This is a genomic window from Micromonospora sp. SCSIO 07396 (assembly GCF_053667945.1).
Genome location: NZ_CM132210.1, coordinates 7,333,077 through 7,349,863 on the forward strand (window position 1 = coordinate 7,333,077; position 16,787 = coordinate 7,349,863).

Below are 16,787 nucleotides of genomic sequence, written 5' to 3' on the forward strand. Positions count from 1 at the left end.
CGACCAACGGTAGTCGACTCACGCGGCACGCGGCGCGTCGATGTAGTGCGGCAGGAAGCGCGCGTAACCGTCGGTGATCAGACTTTCGCTCTCCCGGATGCCGACGCCTGCCGACTCACCGTCGACGATCCAGCTGCCCAGCACCATCCGACCCCCGTCGAACTGCGGCAACGGCCGGAACTCCTGATAGCAGAAACCCTCGTCGCCATAGATGCCGGGATTGCTGATCTCCGTGTCGCCGGTCACGATGCGTACGGAACCACCCTCCCGGCCGAGCAGCGGCTTCGCCACGTACTCCGGCATCCCGCGCGGCGAGTCCAGGTACGCCGGCAGCAGGTACTCGTGCCCGGGGAACAGCTCCCAGAGCACGGCCAGCAGCGCCTTGTTCGACAGCAGCAGCTTCCAGGCCGGTTCGATCCAGGTGGTCGGCGTGCCTGGCTCCAGCGCCGGTCGGCCGTACGGCTCGGCCAGCATCCACTCCCACGGGTAGAGCTTGAAGCAGGTGGTGACCGGCCGGTCGGCGGCGTCGACGAAGCGCCGGCCGTCCCAGCCGACGTGCTGGATCGGCAGCAGGGTCACGTCCAGCCCGGCCTGCCGGGCCGTCTCGGCCAGGTAGCCGGCGGTGATCTGGTCCTCGCCGGACTCCTCCTCGTTGGACCAGCACACGTGCACCCGCCGGTCGTGCAGCCCCGCCCCGATCTTGGCCCACGCCCCGACCAGCCGCTCGTGCAGGCTGTTCCACTGGTCGGCGTCGGGCCGGGTGTCCTCCAGCCAGTACCACTGCACGATGCTCGCCTCGACCAGGGCGGTCGGGGTGTCGGCGTTGTACTCCAGCAGCTTCGGCGGCCACGTGCCGTCGTAGGCGAGGTCGAACCGGCCGTACAGGGTGGGTGGGCGCTCGTGCAGCGACCGGGCGACCGCCTGCGCCGCCCAGGCGGGGATGCCGAACTCGGCGTACCGGTTGCGGGCCACCACGTGCTCGGCGGCGGCCACCGACATCCGGTGCAGCTCCTCGGTCGCCTCCTCCAGCCGCAGCACCTCGTCGAGGTCGAAGGCGTACGCGGCGGACTCGTCCCAGTACGACATGATCTCGCCGTCGGGCAGCTCGGTGTCGACGTACACCAGGCCCTGGGTGCGGATCACCGCGTCGGAGTCCGGGCGGGGGGTGACCCGCTCCCGGCGCACCGTCAGCCGCCGCAGGAGGCGAGATGGGTGCCGAACCCGCCGCGCTCCGGCAGCGCGCCGGCCACCGGGTCGGGCGCGGCGGCCCGGGGGTCGATGCCGACGGTCGGCACCTGCATGGCGAGCGCCACGGTGTCCCCGCCGCCGATCGGCCCGAGGGCGCAGTCGTCATCGTCGTCGTCGGAGGTGAGGTTGCAGCCGGACAGGGCGAGTGCCAGCGCGGTGAGCGCGCCGAGCTGCACGGAGGCCGACCGCAGCCGGCGGCGGGGGTGTCGTTCCACGTTCATGGTTGTAACTGATCCACGCCACCGGCGCGTCCCCTGACCGGCCCGTACCTCGGCCGGAACCGGTCCGCCCCGCCGCCGGGCGCGGTCCCACGGCCGGGCGTTACGCTCGGCTCATGCTCCGTTCCGTCATCCTCGCCGCCTCCCGGTCATCCCAGGTCGAGCGGCTCGTCGCGACGGCCCCGTTCACCCGGGACGTCGTCCGCCGGTTCGTCGCCGGCACCGGCACCGACGACGCGTTGCGCGCCACCCGCGAACTCGTCGCCGACGGCCTCCGGGTCACCCTCGACAACCTCGGCGAGGACACCGTCACCGCAGAGCAGGCCATCGCCACCCGGGACGAGTACCTCGCCCTGCTGCGGGCGCTCGACGCCGCCGGGCTCGCCCCGGCCGCCGAGGTGAGCGTGAAGCTCTCCGCCCTCGGCCAGCGGTTCGACGAGCAGTTGGCCTACGACAACGCGCGGGCGATCTGCGCGGCGGCCGACCAGGCGGGCACCACGGTCACCCTGGACATGGAGGACCACACCACCACCGACTCGACCCTGGACACGCTGCTCAAGCTGCGTAAGGACCATCCGTCGACAGGCGCGGTGCTCCAGGCGTACCTGCGGCGGACCGAGTCGGACTGCCGGGAGCTGGCGGGTGCCGGGTCGCGGGTCCGGCTGTGCAAGGGCGCGTACGCCGAGCCGGAGTCGGTGGCGTACCAGTCGGCCCGCGAGGTCGACAAGTCGTACGTGCGCTGTCTCAACGTGCTGATGTCCGGGGCGGGCTACCCGATGCTGGCCACCCACGACCCGCGCCTGATCGCCATCGGCGAGGACCGGGCCCGCTGGTTCGACCGGGGGCCGGGCGAGTTCGAGTTCCAGATGCTGTACGGCATTCGCCCCGAGGAGCAGGCCCGGCTGGCCGGCGAGGGCTACACGGTACGCACCTACCTGCCGTACGGGGAGGACTGGTACGGCTACCTGATGCGTCGTCTCGCCGAGCGCCCCGCGAACCTGGTCTTCTTCGGCCGGGCCCTGGCCTCGAAGAAGTAGGCCCCGGGCCGGCCCGGAAACACCGGGTCACGACCGGGTGAACGACGCCTGCGGCGCGGTCAGTTGTGGGAAGGGATCGCGCAGGTCACAGCCGTCCCGCTACCGTACTGGTAACACGCGCGTTGCCGGCCCGTTCGGGAGCTCCGTCGGGTGGCGCGCGCCGGGCATGGGATGGGTCGGGTGAGCCATGGCCGGGTCGCAGTCCTCCGACGGTCGGCTGTCGGATGTCAGGTTCCTCACGGTCGCCGAGGTCGCCTCGGTGATGCGGGTCTCCAAGATGACCGTCTACCGCCTGGTGCACAGCGGTGAACTCACCGCCGTGCGGGTGGGCCGGTCGTTCCGGGTGCCCGAGCACGCGGTGCACGACTATCTGCGGGGGGCGTTCCAGGAGACCGCCTGAGCCCGCCGATCGCGACGTAACGGGCATCGACGGGGGCGCGTTGGTCCTGCTGACGCTCTCCGGCTACCCTGGAGCCCGATCTGACCGTGCGCCGGTGCGCCCCGACGCCACCAGGCTGGTCCAGGTCCGTTGTCCGTAAGCGGCCACCGGCGTCACCATCTCGACGCCGAGGGTCCGTCCCGAACGTTGCATTGAAAGGCTGTCGTATGGGCTCGGTGGTCAAGAAGCGCCGCAAGCGCATGGCTAAGAAGAAGCACCGCAAGCTGCTGCGCAAGACCCGCGTCCAGCGTCGCCGTCTCGGCAAGTGACCGACGCCGGGTCACCCCCGGCGTCCGGCACCACTTGCCATCTGTCGACCCCCGGAGGCTCAGTGATCAGGCCGCGGACATCCCGGCTCGATCTCGCCTGCCGGTCAGGGCGTGCGCGATGACCCCCGGTGGCACCCCAGGTGCTCCGGGGGTCGTCGTCGTGACCGGGGTCGGTCGCTACCTCGGCGCGCACGTCGCCGCCCGGCTCGCCGCCGACCCCCGGATCGAACGGGTGATCGGCATCGACCCGGCCACCCCCGGCCCCGAGTTCGCCGGCCTGCTCGACCGGGTGGAACGCATCCGGCTGGACCTCGACTCGCTCGGCGGCCTGCTGGCCGACCTCGACGTCGCCGCCGTGGTCCACCTCGCCCTGGTCACCGCCCCCGACCCGCAGCAGGGCGGTCGGGCGGCGATGAAGGAACAGAACGTCATCGGCACCATGCAACTGCTCGCCGCCTGCCAGCGGGCACCCCGGCTGCGCAAGCTGGTGGTCCGGTCGTCGACCGCCGCCTATGGCGCGTCCTTCCGCGACCCGGCGGTCTTCACCGAGGAGACCGAGCCCCGCGAGGTGCCGCGCGGCGGTTTCGGCCGGGACATCCTCGACATCGAGGGGTACGTGCGGGGCTTCCGCCGCCGCCGGCCCGACGTGACCGCGACGGTGCTGCGGTTCGCCCCGTTCATCGGCTCCACCGCCGACACCACGCTCACCCGCTACTTCTCCCGGCCGGTGGTGCCCACCGTCTTCGGCCGGGACCCCCGGCTCCAGTTCGTGCACTTCGACGACGCCCTGGAGGTGCTGCACCGGTCAGTCGCCGAGGACCATCCGGGGACGTACAACGTGGCCGGGCCGGGGGTGCTCTCGCTGTCCCAGGCGATCCGCCGGGCTGGCCGGGTGGCCGTGCCGGTGTGGGAGCCGGGGCTGTCCGGGGCCGCCGCGATCGCCCGTAACCTCGGCTTCGGCCGCTATGGCCTCGACCAGGTCGACCTGATCGTGCACGGCCGGGTGGTCGACACCCGCCGGCTGACCCGGGAGTACGGCTTCACCCCGCGCACCACGGCGGCGGCGTTCGACGACTTCATCCGGGCCCACCACGGCGGTGTCGTGGTCACCCCGGATCAGCTCGCCACCGCCGAGCAGCTGGTGCTGGAGAGCATCCGGCAGGTCCGCTCCGCAGTCCGGGAACGTACGTGACCGCGCAGAACGGCCACCGCCGGCTCACCACGTCACCCACCCCCGCCTCGCGCAACGGGTCGGGCCCCGACCCGACCGTCCCCGCGACGCCCCGTCCCACCCCGGCCAACCCGGGTCCGGCCGCCTCCGATCCGGCGGGTGGGCGCTCGCCGGGGGTGGAGCGGCCTGGTGACCCGTGGGACCGTCGGGTCGCCTCCGGGCTGGCGTTCCTGCGCCGCCGCCTGTCCGGCCAGTACGAGGTGGACGAGTTCGGGTTCGACCCGGAGCTGACCGGGGCGGTCTTCCACCCGCTGCTGCGGCTGCTCTACCGTGACTGGTTCCGTACCGAGGTCACCGGCCTGGAGCACGTGCCCGCCGACGGCGCCGGCCTGGTGGTGGGCAACCACTCGGGCACGGTGGCCCTGGACGCGCTGATCCTCTCCGCGGCCCTGCACGACCAGCATCCCGCCCACCGCTACCTGCGGTTGCTCGGCGCGGACCTGGTCTTCCGGATGCCCGTGGTCTCCGAGCTGGCCCGCAAGACCGGCGGTACGGTCGCCTGCAACCCGGACGCCGAGCGGCTGCTCGGCAACGGTGAGCTGGTCGGCGTCTTCCCCGAGGGGTTCAAGGGCATCGGCAAGCTCTACTCCGACCGTTACAAGCTGCAACGCTTCGGTCGGGGCGGCTTCGTCTCGGCGGCGTTGCGCACCGGCACCCCGATCGTCCCGGTCGCCATCGTCGGCGGCGAGGAGATCTATCCGATGCTGGCCGACATCAAGCCGCTGGCCCGGCTGCTCAAACTGCCCTACTTCCCGGTCACCCCGACGTTCCCGTGGCTGGGGCCGCTGGGCATGGTGCCGCTGCCGAGCAAGTGGCTGATCGAGTTCTGCCCGCCGATCCCGACCGCCCACCTGACCGACTCGGCGGACGACCCGCTCGTCGTGTTCAACCTCGCCGACCAGGTCCGGGAGACCATCCAACAGACCCTGCACCAGCTGCTGGAACGCCGCCCCGACCCGTTCGGCCCCTGAGCCCACGCCGCCGACCGCCCGGTCCCCGGGGCAGTGCTGCGCGGCCCGGTCCCCCGGGGCAGCGGTGCGGCGAACCCGGCCCCCGGCCCCCGGCAGCGGTGCGGCGGTCCGGGTCAGGCCGGGCGGCGACGTCGGTGCAGCGCCCGACCGGCGGAGACCGCGCCGGCCAGCAGCCCGAGCGCGGCCGTCGACGGTACGGCGATCCGCGCGGCCCGGCGACCGGTGCGGAAGTCCCGCACCTCCCAGCCCCGTTCCCGGGCCACCCGCAGCAACGCGCCGTCCGGGTTGACCGCCACCGCGCGTCCCACCGTGGTGAGCATCGGCAGGTCGTTGCAGGAGTCGCTGTAGGCGGTGCAGCGGGGCAGGTCGAGCCCTTCGACGGTGGCGAGCTGGGTGACCGCCTCGGCCTTGGCCGGCCCGTGCATCAGCTCGCCCACCAGCCGACCGGTGTAGGCCCCGTCGACCACCTCGGCGACGGTGCCGATCGCGCCGGTCAGGCCGAGCCGGGCGGCGATCACCCGGCCGATCTCCACGGGCGCGGCGCTGACCAGCCAGACCCGCTGCCCGGCGTCGAGGTGCCGTTGGGCGAGCCGACGGGTACCGGCCCAGATCCGGGGTGCCATCAACTCGTCGAAGATCTCCTCGGCGAGCCGTTCGACGGCGTCGACCCGCCAGCCCTCGACGAAGGCGAGGGCGGCCTGCCGGGCCTGCGACATGTCGCCGGCGTGCTCGGTGGCCAGCAGCCGGTACCGGGCCTGCCGCCAGGCGAACCGGGCCAGGTCACCGGTGGTGAAGTAGCGGCGGGCGGCAAGCCCCCGGGCGAACCAGTAGATCGACGCGCCGCGCATCATCGTGTTGTCGACGTCGAAGAACGCGGCGGCGCGGGAGTGGGTCGGCGTGGGCCCGGTGGCCGTCGCCTCCGCCCAGCCGGTGGTGTGCCCGTGGGCGTCGGTGCTGACCGTGACCCTGCGGGTGTCGGCCATCATGGCACCTCCCTGCGACGAGCGGCCCTGCGTGATCGAGCCTAGTCCGGCGCGGACCGTGGCCGACCGGCCGGCGCGGGAACTGTGGTGTGCGGCTCCGTCGCCGGTCAGCGGTAGGTCGGGCAGGTGCCGGGCACCGGGCCGAGGGCGTCGCTGCCGACCGGGGCAGGCAGCGCGCAGGCGAGCGCGGTACGCAGCGCGTCGGAGCGCTTGCGGATGGCGTCGAGCAGGGCGAGGGACTGCCGGGTGCGGTCCCGCTCGGCGACGCCGGCCCCGTCGAGCAGGCCACCGACCGCCCGGCGCTGCCCGCTGACGAAGGTGTTCACCGCGTCCAGCGCCGCCGGATCGCCGTGCTGCACGGCACCGCCGGTGAGCAGTCGTACGCCCTGGCGGGTGTCGGCGTCCATGTCGTCGAGGACCGCGCTGAACCCGGTCGCGTCGTCGCGGAGCGTGGCCGCCTCGTCGAGCCGGGTCCGGGCGAAGTCGAGGAAGAGTTGCCCCCGGCTGACGTCCGAGCTGGCCAGGGCGAGCTGGGCGCGTTCGGTGGAGCGCTTCATGCCGTACAGGGCGTCACCCGGCACCGCGTTCTCGCTGGCGGCCGAGATGCCGGAGACGGCGACCGCCCCGGCCGCGATGCCGACCAGGATGGCACCCCGGGCCCGGGCCCGTCGGGCGGTCGCCCCGCCCAGCAGGGAACCCCGGCCGGTGGCCTGCGGTGTGCCGTCGGTGACCGCCTCGGCGGTGTGCTCGCGTTCGGCGGTGGCCACCAGCATGGCCCGCAGGCCGGCGCGGAACTCGACGTCCACCTGGATGTCGGGTCGTTCGGCGACGAGTCGCTGCCCGACCGCCACGAGCCTGGTGAGCTGGTCGTCGGCACGGGACCGGACGTGGTGGCGTCGGCCGCCGTTGGCCTCGTCGAGAAGCTGGGCGAAGCGTACGGCCCGACGACGGGAGAAAAGGTCGCTGTCCACCGCAGGCACCCCCTCTCGCTGGTCACGGCCGGTCGGCCGCGGTGGTTCCACGCGACCGGCGGCGGCGTGCACCGTCGTACCAGGGTCGTGGTCGGCGGCGCTGCTCCGGACCGGGACGGGTCCGGGGGCGCCGGACAACCACCGGCCGCACCCGGAGAAACGCTCCGTGCCGGGCCCCGGTTACGGGGCGGTCGGGAGCGAAATCACGAAGAGTGATCGTCGCTGCAGGTCAGGGCTGGAATCCGTCCGGCAGCAGCCGGGCCAGCGCGCGGACCGCGCGGTACTGCAACGCCTTGATCGCTCCCTCGTTCTTGCCCATCGCGCGGGCGGTCTCGGCCACCGAGAGGCCCTGGAGGAAGCGGAGCACGATGCACTCCTGCTGCTCCGGGTTGAGCCGGGTGACGGCGGTGAGCAGCGCGACGTTGGTGATGTGCTCGACCACCGCGGCCTCGGGGCTGCCCTCCGGCCCCCGGTCCTCCCGGTCGGCGTCGAGCACGTCGCCGGTGGTCACCTCCAGCCGGTAGCGGCCGGACTTGAAGTGGTCGGCGACCAGGTTGCGGGCGATGGTGACCAGCCAGGCGCCCAGGTCGCGGCCCTGCCAGGTGAAGCTGCCGATCCGTTTGAGGGCGCGCAGGAAGGTGTCCGAGGTGAGGTCCTCGGCCAGTTGCCGGTTGCCGACCCGGAAGTAGACGAACCGGAAGACGGTGTCGACGTACCGGTCGTAGATCAGGCCGAACGCCTCGGCCTCGCCGGCCTGGGCCCGTTCCACCAGGGTCCAGACCTCGGTGGCCGGGTCGGAGGGGTCGGGGCGGCTCGGGAAGCCGGTGGGGGAGGTGCCGGCGGGCGTCGCCGCGGTGCCGGCCGGCTCGGCGGCCGGCGCCGGCGGCGGCCCGTCGGGTACGGCCGGGATCAGGGCGGTGTCGTCGGCGGGCACGGCCGGGATGACGGCGGTGTCGTCGGCCGGCACCACCGGGATCACGGCGGTCTCCCCACCGGCCGGGTCGGTGACGGCGGGAGGCTCACCGATCCGTCGGGTCTGCGTCGGCATCGGGGGCCGGGAGTGGGAGGTCACCCGGCCGGCCGGCGTGGCGTTGCCGCCGGGGGCGGCGGGCCGGGGGGCCGCCTCGTTGGGGTGCGGACGCTGGTGCGGCCGGCGGGGCGTCGCCTCCGGGCGGGCCGGGTCGAGCCGTTCGTTGACGGTGGCCCGGGGCGTCGGCCCGGTCAGTCCGGTGGGACGATCCGGGTAGCCGAAGGCGGTCACCGGGCCTCCCCGCAGCGGGTCACGACGGTGACCGGACGGCGGTGGACGGCCGCCGTGCCGGGTCTGCCCCGGACGGGCAGGGCCGTGTGGGGGGGTGCCGACGCGCGGCAGATCCCCTTGAGGTGCTGGTCCAATGCGCGCACAGGCACGGGGGCCTCCTCGGGCTGAGGGGTGTCGACTCACGGCAAATGGGGTGAGCCGACCCGAGTGATGATAGGGCCAACGTCACCCGCGTGTGCCAAGTCCGTTACACAGGGCCAAAGTATTTGCCCGGCTCGCCGACCCCTGGCGGACCGGTTGTCCGTCGTGGTCGGTTGACTTTCACGTCACGGCTTGTTCCCTGGTGGAAATTGCAGCCCAGGGGGGTGGTGGAGGGCCGCCGGGGCCCCGCGCGTCCGGTCCGCCGGGCAGTGTCCACAGGTCCGCCCGGCGCGGCTGCGCGGGTGGTTGCGCCGGCCCCGATCGGGTGGTCCGGTCGACGCTGCGTGACCGTCCGGTGTGTGGGCCTGGCCGGGCGGCCGACGGCGTGTCAGACTCAGCCACCGCGCGACCGGCTCGGCCGTCCCGGGTGTGCCGCACCGGGGGACGGGCGAGACTGGGCGGGTGGGCCCGGCCCGCCGCCGGGCATCCGGCACCGGTGCGCAGCGGTCCGCCACCGTGCGCATCCCCGTCGCGGCCGACTCCGGCCGCCCTCACCCGGAGGTCCCGATGTCCACTGCCGCCCGGCTCGCCCTGATCACCCGGCCCGGTTGCCACCTGTGCGAGGACGCCAAGGCCGCGCTGGACCGGGTGGTGGCGGTCACCGGGGACCGGTGGGTGGAGAAGGACGTCACCGGCGACGTCGAGCTGGAGCGCGAGTACGGCGACCGACTGCCGGTGGTGCTGCTCGACGGCAAGGAGCACGGTTACTGGCGGGTGGAGGAGGAGCGGTTGCTGCGCGACCTGACCACCCCCCAGCTCTAGGGTGGCGTGGATCACGCTGGGTCATCGAGCGAGCGCGATTGGTGAGAGAAGTCGGGATTGCGCAATAATCGCGCGGCGGCACCGCTGGCGTGCCCGATCGATCTTGTGGGATGGGGGAGCAGGTGCAGGGCGGCCGCGATTCAGCAAGATCGCGATTTGTGCACGTCTTCACAAGCGCCTACTCTGTAGTTTCGACGCGCCCTGCTAGCACGGCCGGCTCGCCCGGTCACCGGCGGGGGTCCCCCAACGGGCGGGCACCGGAGCCGGCCGAGGATCGCACCGCACGGAGTCTCATGAGTCAGCACCGTCACCCTGGCGCGCCCGGCCGCGCCGGTGCCGTACCGGCGCTCCCGGACCTCCCGGAGGCGACCGTCGCACGGCTCCCCGAGTATCTCCGCGCCCTGCACAACCTCGCCGACGCCGGCCACGAGACGGTCTCCAGCGAGGGGCTGGCCGGGGCGGCCGGGGTCAACTCGGCCAAGCTCCGCAAGGATCTCTCCCACCTCGGCTCGTACGGCACCCGGGGGGTCGGCTACGACGTCGCCCTGTTGATCGACCAGATCGAGTTCGTGCTCGGGCTCACCCAGCGCCGGGCGGTCGCCCTGGTCGGGGTGGGTAATCTCGGTCACGCCCTGGCCGGCTACGACGGCTTCGCCAGCCGGGGTTTCCGGATCGCCGCCCTGTTCGACGCCGACGCGTCGCGGGTCGGCGAGATGATCAACGGGCTGGTCGTCCGGCACGTCGACGAGCTGCCCCGGGTCGCCGCCGAGGAGGCGATCTCGATCGGCGTGATCGCCACCCCCGCGCCGGCCGCCCAGGCGGTGGCCGAGCAGCTGGTCGCCGTCGGCGTCACGAGCATCCTCAACTTCGCGCCGTGCGTACTCTCGGTGCCGGACGGGGTCGACGTGCGCAAGGTCGATCTCGCCATCGAGCTTCAGATCCTGTCCTTCCACGAGCACCGCAAGGCGTCGTTGACCGCGCTGCCCGCCGCCGGCGGCTCCGCCCTCACCGCCCTGCCCGGCGGGCTCGCGACCCCCGACACCCAGGAGGCGATCGGCACGTGAAGCTGCTCGTCGTCGGCGCGTCCTACCGCACCGCTCCCGTGGCGACGCTGGAGCGGTTGGCGGTCGCCCCCGCCGACCTCACCCGCACCCTGGACCGCCTGGTCGCCCAGCCGTACGTCGCCGAGGCGGTGCTCGTCTCCACCTGCAACCGGGTGGAGGTGTACGCCGCCGTGTCCGGTTTCCATGGCGGTCTCGGCGACGTCTGCGCCGTCCTCGCCGAGCAGGCCGGCGCGCCGCCCGCCGCCTTCGCCAGCCACCTCTACGTGCACTACGACTCGGCCGCCGTCGACCACGTCTTCCGGGTCGCCGCCGGGCTGGACTCGATGGTGGTCGGCGAGGCGCAGATCCTCGGCCAGCTCCGCGACGCCTACCACTGGGCCTCCGGCGCGGACACCGCCGGGCGGCTGCTGCACGAGCTGATGCAGCAGGCGCTGCGGGTCGGCAAGCGGGCGCACGCCGAGACCGGCATCGACCGGGCCGGCCAGAGCGTCGTCACCGCAGCCCTGGACCTCACCGCCGAACTGCTCGACGGCGACCTCGCCGGCCGGCCGGCCCTGGTGGTCGGGGCGGGCGCGATGGGCGCGCTGAGCGTGGCGACGCTGTCCCGCCGGGCCGCCGGGCCGCTCACCGTCACCAACCGGGGGGCCGACCGGGCCGTCCGGCTGGCCGAGTCGTACGGCGCGAACGCCGTCCCGATCGCCGGACTCGTCCCCGCGCTCTCCACAGTGGACATCGTAGTGGCTGCCACCGCGGCCACCGAACCGGTCCTCACCGTCGACGTGGTGACCCAGGCGCTCGACCGCCGCGACCCCGACCGTGGACCGCTGGTCCTGCTCGACCTCGCCGTGCCCCGCGACGTCGCCCCCGAGGTGGCCGGGCTGCCCGGCGTCGAGGTGATCGACATCGACCGGATGGCCACCCTGCTCGCCGACGGCCCAGCCGCCACCGACGCCGCCGAGGTCGGCCGGATCGTGACCGCCGAGGTCGAGGCGTTTCTGAGCTGGCTGCGCGGAGCCGACGTGGCACCCACCGTGGCCGCCCTGCGCGGTCGCGCCGACGACGTGGTCACCGCCGAACTGCGCCGGCTCGCCCAGCGTCGCCCCGACTTCAGCGACGACCAGCGTGCCGAGGTGGCCCGCACGGTGCACCGGGTGGTGCAACGGCTGTTGCACCAGCCCACCGTCCGGGTCCGCCAGCTCGCCGCCGAGCCGGGCGGCGACCAGTACGCCGCGCTGCTGCGCGAGCTGTTCGACCTCCAGGTGCCGCAGACCTCCGGGGTCGACTCGGTGCCCGACGTGGTCGAGACCGTCGACGGCCGTGGTCCGTTCGGGGGCGCCGACGCGCCGGCGACCGACACCGACCAGCCGCCCACCGGAGGTGAGCGATGAGTACCCCCCTGCGCCTGGGCACCCGGGGCAGCGCCCTGGCGATGGCCCAGTCCGGCCACGTCGCCGAGGCGGTCACCGCGGCGACCGGCCGCGCCGTCGAGCTGGTCGAGGTGGTCACCGCCGGGGACCGGTCGTCCGCGCCGGTGCAACGCCTCGGCGTCGGCGTCTTCGTCTCGGCGCTGCGCGACGCGTTGACCGCCGGCACCATCGACCTGGCCGTGCACTCGTACAAGGACCTGCCCACCGCCGGGGCGAGCGGGCTGCACGTCGCGGCCGTGCCACCCCGGCAGGACCCGCGCGACGCGCTGGTCGCCACCGGTGGGCGTACCCTCGCCGAGCTGCCGGCGGGGGCCGTGGTCGGCACCGGGGCGCTGCGCCGTATCGCCCAGCTGCATGCCCTCGGCCTGCACCTGGAGGTCACCCCGATCCGGGGCAACGTCGACAGCCGGCTCGCCCGGGTGCTCGGCCCGGACGCCGACCTCGACGCCGTCGTCGTGGCGCGGGCCGGGCTGGCCCGGCTCGGCCGCACCGACGTGATCACCGAAACGCTCGACCCGATGCTCATGCTGCCCGCGCCCGCCCAGGGCGCGCTGGCCGTGGAGTGCCGGGCCGACGACTCCGACCTGGTCGAGCTGCTCGCCGTGCTCGACCACGCACCGTCGCGGGCCGCGGTCGTCGCGGAACGCGCGTTGCTGGCCACCCTGGAGGCCGGGTGCTCCGCCCCGGTCGCCGCCTACGCCGAACTCGCCGAAGGCGAGAACGGTGACGAGATTTACCTGCGCGGGGCGGTGATCAGCCCGGACGGTTCGCGAGACCTCCGGCTGTCCCGCACCGGAACGCCCGCCGACGCGGCGGAGATCGGCAAGGCACTCGCCGCCGAACTCCTCGAACTCGGCGCCGACTCGATCCTCGGCCACGAAGGAAGCACCGGCCCGGGGACCCAGCAATTTGGGAGCACAGAATGACCCGCACCCGTAAGCCCGTCGGCCGCATCGCGTTCGTCGGCGCCGGACCCGGTGACCCGGGCCTGCTGACCCGCCGGGCCCACGACGCCCTGGTCGACGCCGACCAGGTGGTCTACGACCGGGGAGTCCCCGAGACGCTGCTCGACGTGGTCCGGGCCCAGGCCCGGTCCGACGCCCAGTTCAGCCCCGCCGAGGGCGTACCGGGCGACGTGGCGAAGATGCTCATCAGCGCGGCCCGCTCCGGGCTCAACGCGGTGCACCTGGTCGCCGGCGACCCGTTCGGCCACGACTCGGTGGTCAAGGAGGTGCAGGCGGTCGCGCGGACCGCCGCGCACTTCGAGGTGGTGCCGGGCGTCGGCCAAGCCGAGGGCGTCGCCACCTACGCCGGGGTGCCGCTGCCCGGGGTACGCACCGCCGCCGACGTCGAGGACGTCGGCACGCTGGACTTCGACGCGCTCGCCGCCGCCGTCGCCCGGGGGTCGCTGGCGCTGGCGGTCGACGCCGGTGACCTCGCGGCCGTGCGGGACGGCCTGCTGGCCGCCGGGGTGGACGGCACCACCGGGGTCGGGGTGACCGGCGACGGCACCGGCGAGACGCAGTACACCACCACGTCGAGCGTCGACTCGTTCGTCGCGGCGGCGCTCGGCTTCACCGGCCGGGTGGTGCTCACCGTCGGCGAGGGCGTCGGCCAGCGGGACAAGCTGAGCTGGTGGGAGAACCGCCCGCTGTACGGCTGGAAGGTGCTCGTCCCCCGGACCAAGGAGCAGGCCGGGGCGATGAGTGCCCGGCTGCGCGCGTACGGGGCGATCCCGTGCGAGGTGCCGACCATCGCGGTCGAGCCGCCGCGCACCCCCGCCCAGATGGAGCGGGCGGTCAAGGGGCTGGTCGACGGCCGGTACGCCTGGGTGATCTTCACCTCGGTCAACGCGGTCCGGGCGGTCTGGGAGAAGTTCGCCGAGCACGGTCTCGACGCCCGGCACTTCGGCGGCGTCAAGATCGCATGCATCGGTGAGGCCACCGCCGACGCGGTACGCGCCTTCGGTATCCAGCCGGAGCTGGTGCCCGCCGGGGAGCAGTCCTCCGAGGGGCTGCTGGCCGAGTTCTCCCCGCACGACGAGATCCTCGACCCGGTCGGCCGGGTGCTGCTGCCCCGCGCCGACATCGCCACCGAGACGCTCGCCGCCGGGCTCACCGAGCGCGGCTGGGAGGTCGACGACGTGACCGCGTACCGCACGGTCCGGGCCGCCCCGCCGCCCGCCGAGATCCGCGACGCGATCAAGTCGGGCGGGTTCGACGCGGTGCTCTTCACGTCCTCCTCGACGGTGCGCAACCTCGTCGGTATCGCCGGGAAGCCGCACGCGCGTACCGTGGTTGCCGTCATCGGGCCCAAGACGGCGGAGACCGCGACGGAGTTCGGCCTGCGGGTCGACGTGCAGCCGCCGCACGCCTCGGTGCCCGACCTGGTCGAGGCGCTGGCCGCCTACGCCGTCGAACTGCGTGAGAAGCTCGCCGCGATGCCGGCGAAGCAGCGTCGGGGTTCGAAGGTGCAGGGGCCGACCGCGCTCAGGTTCCGCTAGCCGTACTGGGAGGCCCCTCATGCCGTACCCCGAGATCCGGCCCCGCCGGCTGCGTCGCAACGCGGCCGTGCGGCGGCTGGTCTCCGAGACCCGCGTCGACCCGGCCGAGCTGGTCGTGCCGATGTTCGTCAAGGAGGGGCTGACCGAGCCACGGGCCATCGCGTCGCTGCCGGGGGTGCTCCAGCACTCCCGGGACTCGCTGCGCAAGGCGGCCGTGGCGGCGGTCCAGGCCGGGGTCGGCGGGATCATGCTGTTCGGGGTGCCCGAGCGGCGGGACCCGACCGGCTCCGGCGGCACCGACCCGGCCGGCATCCTCAACGTCGCCATCCGCGACGTGGTGGCCGAGGTCGGCGACGCCACCGTGGTGATGAGTGACCTGTGTCTCGACGAGTTCACCTCGCACGGTCACTGCGGGCTGCTCACCCCCGACGGCGGGGTGGACAACGACGCGACCCTGGCCGCGTACGCCGAGATGGCGGTGGCGCAGGCGGACGCCGGGGTCGGCATGGTCGGCCCGTCCGGGATGATGGACGGCCAGGTGGGCGTCGTCCGCCGGGCGCTGGACGCCGCCGGCCACGCCGACGTGGCGGTGCTGGCGTACGCGGCGAAGTACGCCTCCGCCTTCTACGGCCCGTTCCGCGACGCCGTCGAGTCGGCGCTCGACGGCGACCGGCGCACCTACCAGCAGGACCCGGCGAACCTGCGGGAGTCGCTGCGCGAGGTCGAGCTGGACGTGGCCGAGGGCGCCGACCTGGTGATGGTGAAGCCCGCGCTGCCCTACCTCGACGTGGTGGCGGCGGTCCGGGCCGCCGTGAACGTCCCGGTCGCCGCCTACCAGGTCTCCGGCGAGTACGCGATGGTCGAGGCGGCCGCCGCGAACGGCTGGATCGACCGCGAGCGGGTGATGCTGGAGACGCTCACCTCGATCCGTCGGGCTGGTGCGCAGATCATCCTCACCTACTGGGCGGTCGAGGCCGCCGAGCTGCTGCGCCAGCGCTACTGATCGCGGGGGCGGGCTGCGGACGCCGTGGCCCACGCCCGTGGCCGTGGCTCCTCGCCCACGCCCCTGCACCTGGCTCCCCGGCCCCGCCGCCGTCGGCGGGCGCCTGCTGCCGGCGTGGCTGGTCCCTCATCGGCGTCGACCGCCTGCTCGGCGGTCAACCGATCTGGTTACTCTCCGCACTTTTCGGCTCCCCCTCCACCACCCTGGTTCGCACGCTTTGCTCTGCTGCCCTCTATGCGACGCTTACCGTGGGTGCCTGTCGCCGATTCGGCAGCAGAGCAAAGCGTGCGAGGGGGAGTAGGGCTGGGTGGAGAGAGGTTGGGCGTTTCCGCTGTTCAGGCTGTTTTTGCGGATCTTGGTGATGTGGATCCCTGCCCGAGGTGACATGACTCACGGTAATTGACGGGTCGGGTCGGTGAAGTGACCCTGTGTAATCGATGCCGGGTCGCAAATGAAGCGAGTTTTCCACAGGCCTGGGCGTTGTCCACAGGTGATGACGGCGGGGTTGCGACGGGGTTCGGCCGGGCGCGACGGTGGCGACATGACCGACCCCGCGCTGCCGCCCGAATCCGCCGCCCGCCCCACCCCATGCTCGGGTCCGGCTTCGGCGTCTCACCCCGCCCCGGGTGTCGGCCCGGCTCCCGCGGCCCTGCCCGCCCCGGGTGCGACCTCCCCTCCCGCTTCGGACGGGGAAGGGGACGAGCCGCCGACCTTCCTCAGCAGACCGTACGACCTGCCGTGGCCGGCGGCCGGGATCGTGCGGGCGGTCCGCCGGCGTGCCGACGCGAGTCAACGGGAACTGGCGCGCTGGGCGGGGGTGCACCACGGCACGGTCGGGCGGATCGAGGCGGGCGCGCTCACCCCGAGTATCGCCCTGCTGCGCCGGATCATCGCGGCGGCCGGTTTCCGGCTGGCCGTGGTCGACGAGTTCGGTCGGGTGCTCACCCCGATGCGGGACCGCGACGACATCCGCGACGGTGCCGGCCGCCGCTACCCGTCGCACCTGGACACGATTCTGGATCCGGAACCGGGTGAGTGGTGGGCGGACGTCTACGGGCTCGCCCGGCCACCGGAGACGTTCTACCGTAACCGGGCCGTCCGGGACGCGATGCGCCGCCGGAGCCAGTGGGAGGTGCGGGTGGCGAAGTACCGCAACGTGCCACCGCCGCCCCGGGTGGTGCGCCCGCCATGGTGACGGC

At 73.8% G+C, this 16,787-nt stretch carries 17 protein-coding genes; 12 read left to right on the forward strand and 5 right to left on the reverse strand.

The features are described 5' to 3' along the window. Positions 1-18: 18 nt before the first annotated feature. Both ACWCHM_RS32320 and ACWCHM_RS32325 read right to left on the reverse strand, forming a co-directional pair. Positions 19-1,185 (reverse strand): glutathionylspermidine synthase family protein, encoded by a 1,167-nt coding sequence (locus ACWCHM_RS32320; RefSeq protein WP_421405815.1) that lies wholly within the window; start codon positions 1,183-1,185, stop codon positions 19-21. A 2-nt stretch (positions 1,186-1,187) separates the two neighbouring features. Then, positions 1,188-1,463 carry a hypothetical protein gene (locus ACWCHM_RS32325; RefSeq protein ID WP_281902590.1) on the reverse strand — a complete coding sequence of 92 codons (276 nt, stop codon included), beginning with the start codon at positions 1,461-1,463 and terminating at the stop codon, positions 1,188-1,190. 119 nt (positions 1,464-1,582) lie between these two features. Between ACWCHM_RS32325 and ACWCHM_RS32330 the strand changes: the two genes are divergently transcribed. The 5 genes from ACWCHM_RS32330 to ACWCHM_RS32350 all read left to right on the forward strand — a co-directional run bounded on the left by ACWCHM_RS32330 (position 1,583) and on the right by ACWCHM_RS32350 (position 5,413). Beyond that, a complete protein-coding gene (locus ACWCHM_RS32330) occupies positions 1,583-2,503 on the forward strand; it encodes a proline dehydrogenase family protein (protein ID WP_454221136.1) in 921 nt (306 codons plus the stop codon). A gap of 187 nt (positions 2,504-2,690) precedes the next feature. Continuing rightward, on the forward strand, positions 2,691-2,903 hold the full coding sequence (locus tag ACWCHM_RS32335) for a helix-turn-helix domain-containing protein (protein ID WP_088646105.1): 213 nt from the start codon (positions 2,691-2,693) through the stop codon (positions 2,901-2,903). 206 nt (positions 2,904-3,109) lie between these two features. Then, on the forward strand, positions 3,110-3,211 hold the full coding sequence (locus ACWCHM_RS32340) for a 30S ribosomal protein bS22 (RefSeq protein ID WP_007465623.1): 102 nt from the start codon (positions 3,110-3,112) through the stop codon (positions 3,209-3,211). A gap of 118 nt (positions 3,212-3,329) precedes the next feature. After that, complete coding sequence (locus ACWCHM_RS32345; RefSeq protein ID WP_204957612.1) at positions 3,330-4,403, forward strand: NAD-dependent epimerase/dehydratase family protein; 1,074 nt, start codon at positions 3,330-3,332, stop codon at positions 4,401-4,403. Positions 4,404-4,558: 155 nt separating this feature from the next. Next, positions 4,559-5,413, forward strand: coding sequence for a lysophospholipid acyltransferase family protein (locus ACWCHM_RS32350; RefSeq protein ID WP_281903373.1), 855 nt, complete (start codon positions 4,559-4,561; stop codon positions 5,411-5,413). Between the two features lie 113 nt (positions 5,414-5,526). Here ACWCHM_RS32350 and ACWCHM_RS32355 read toward each other — a convergent pair whose 3' ends face one another. The 3 genes from ACWCHM_RS32355 to ACWCHM_RS32365 all read right to left on the reverse strand — a co-directional run bounded on the left by ACWCHM_RS32355 (position 5,527) and on the right by ACWCHM_RS32365 (position 8,628). Then, positions 5,527-6,396, reverse strand: a complete 870-nt coding sequence (locus ACWCHM_RS32355; RefSeq protein ID WP_204958170.1) for an HAD family hydrolase — start codon at positions 6,394-6,396, stop codon at positions 5,527-5,529. A 107-nt stretch (positions 6,397-6,503) separates the two neighbouring features. Beyond that, the gene (locus tag ACWCHM_RS32360) at positions 6,504-7,367 is read right to left on the reverse strand and encodes a DUF5667 domain-containing protein (protein ID WP_421490005.1); all 864 of its coding nucleotides are present in this window, start codon (positions 7,365-7,367) and stop codon (positions 6,504-6,506) included. Positions 7,368-7,596: 229 nt separating this feature from the next. Beyond that, entirely contained in the window at positions 7,597-8,628 is a 1,032-nt protein-coding gene (locus ACWCHM_RS32365; protein ID WP_454221139.1) for an ECF subfamily RNA polymerase sigma factor, BldN family, read from the reverse strand. 708 nt (positions 8,629-9,336) lie between these two features. Here ACWCHM_RS32365 and ACWCHM_RS32370 point away from each other — a divergent pair. The 7 genes from ACWCHM_RS32370 (at position 9,337) to ACWCHM_RS32400 (ending at position 16,783) form a co-directional block, all read left to right on the forward strand. Beyond that, positions 9,337-9,591 carry a glutaredoxin family protein gene (locus tag ACWCHM_RS32370; RefSeq protein ID WP_145921833.1) on the forward strand — a complete coding sequence of 85 codons (255 nt, stop codon included), beginning with the start codon at positions 9,337-9,339 and terminating at the stop codon, positions 9,589-9,591. Between the two features lie 293 nt (positions 9,592-9,884). Continuing rightward, a complete protein-coding gene (locus tag ACWCHM_RS32375) occupies positions 9,885-10,655 on the forward strand; it encodes a redox-sensing transcriptional repressor Rex (RefSeq protein WP_145921832.1) in 771 nt (256 codons plus the stop codon). Beyond that, positions 10,652-12,043 carry a glutamyl-tRNA reductase gene (locus ACWCHM_RS32380; RefSeq protein WP_204957615.1) on the forward strand — a complete coding sequence of 464 codons (1,392 nt, stop codon included), beginning with the start codon at positions 10,652-10,654 and terminating at the stop codon, positions 12,041-12,043. Before ACWCHM_RS32375 ends, ACWCHM_RS32380 begins: the two co-directional genes overlap by 4 nt. Next, positions 12,040-13,008, forward strand: a complete 969-nt coding sequence (hemC, locus tag ACWCHM_RS32385) for a hydroxymethylbilane synthase (RefSeq protein ID WP_421490007.1) — start codon at positions 12,040-12,042, stop codon at positions 13,006-13,008. The genes ACWCHM_RS32380 and hemC overlap by 4 nt, the downstream gene beginning before the upstream one ends. Then, a complete protein-coding gene (locus ACWCHM_RS32390) occupies positions 13,005-14,585 on the forward strand; it encodes a uroporphyrinogen-III synthase (protein WP_454221142.1) in 1,581 nt (526 codons plus the stop codon). Before hemC ends, ACWCHM_RS32390 begins: the two co-directional genes overlap by 4 nt. A 19-nt stretch (positions 14,586-14,604) precedes the next feature. Next, positions 14,605-15,588, forward strand: a complete 984-nt coding sequence (hemB, locus tag ACWCHM_RS32395) for a porphobilinogen synthase (protein ID WP_454221144.1) — start codon at positions 14,605-14,607, stop codon at positions 15,586-15,588. 541 nt (positions 15,589-16,129) lie between these two features. Next, on the forward strand, positions 16,130-16,783 hold the full coding sequence (locus ACWCHM_RS32400) for a helix-turn-helix transcriptional regulator (RefSeq protein ID WP_454221146.1): 654 nt from the start codon (positions 16,130-16,132) through the stop codon (positions 16,781-16,783). Positions 16,784-16,787 lie beyond the last annotated feature (4 nt).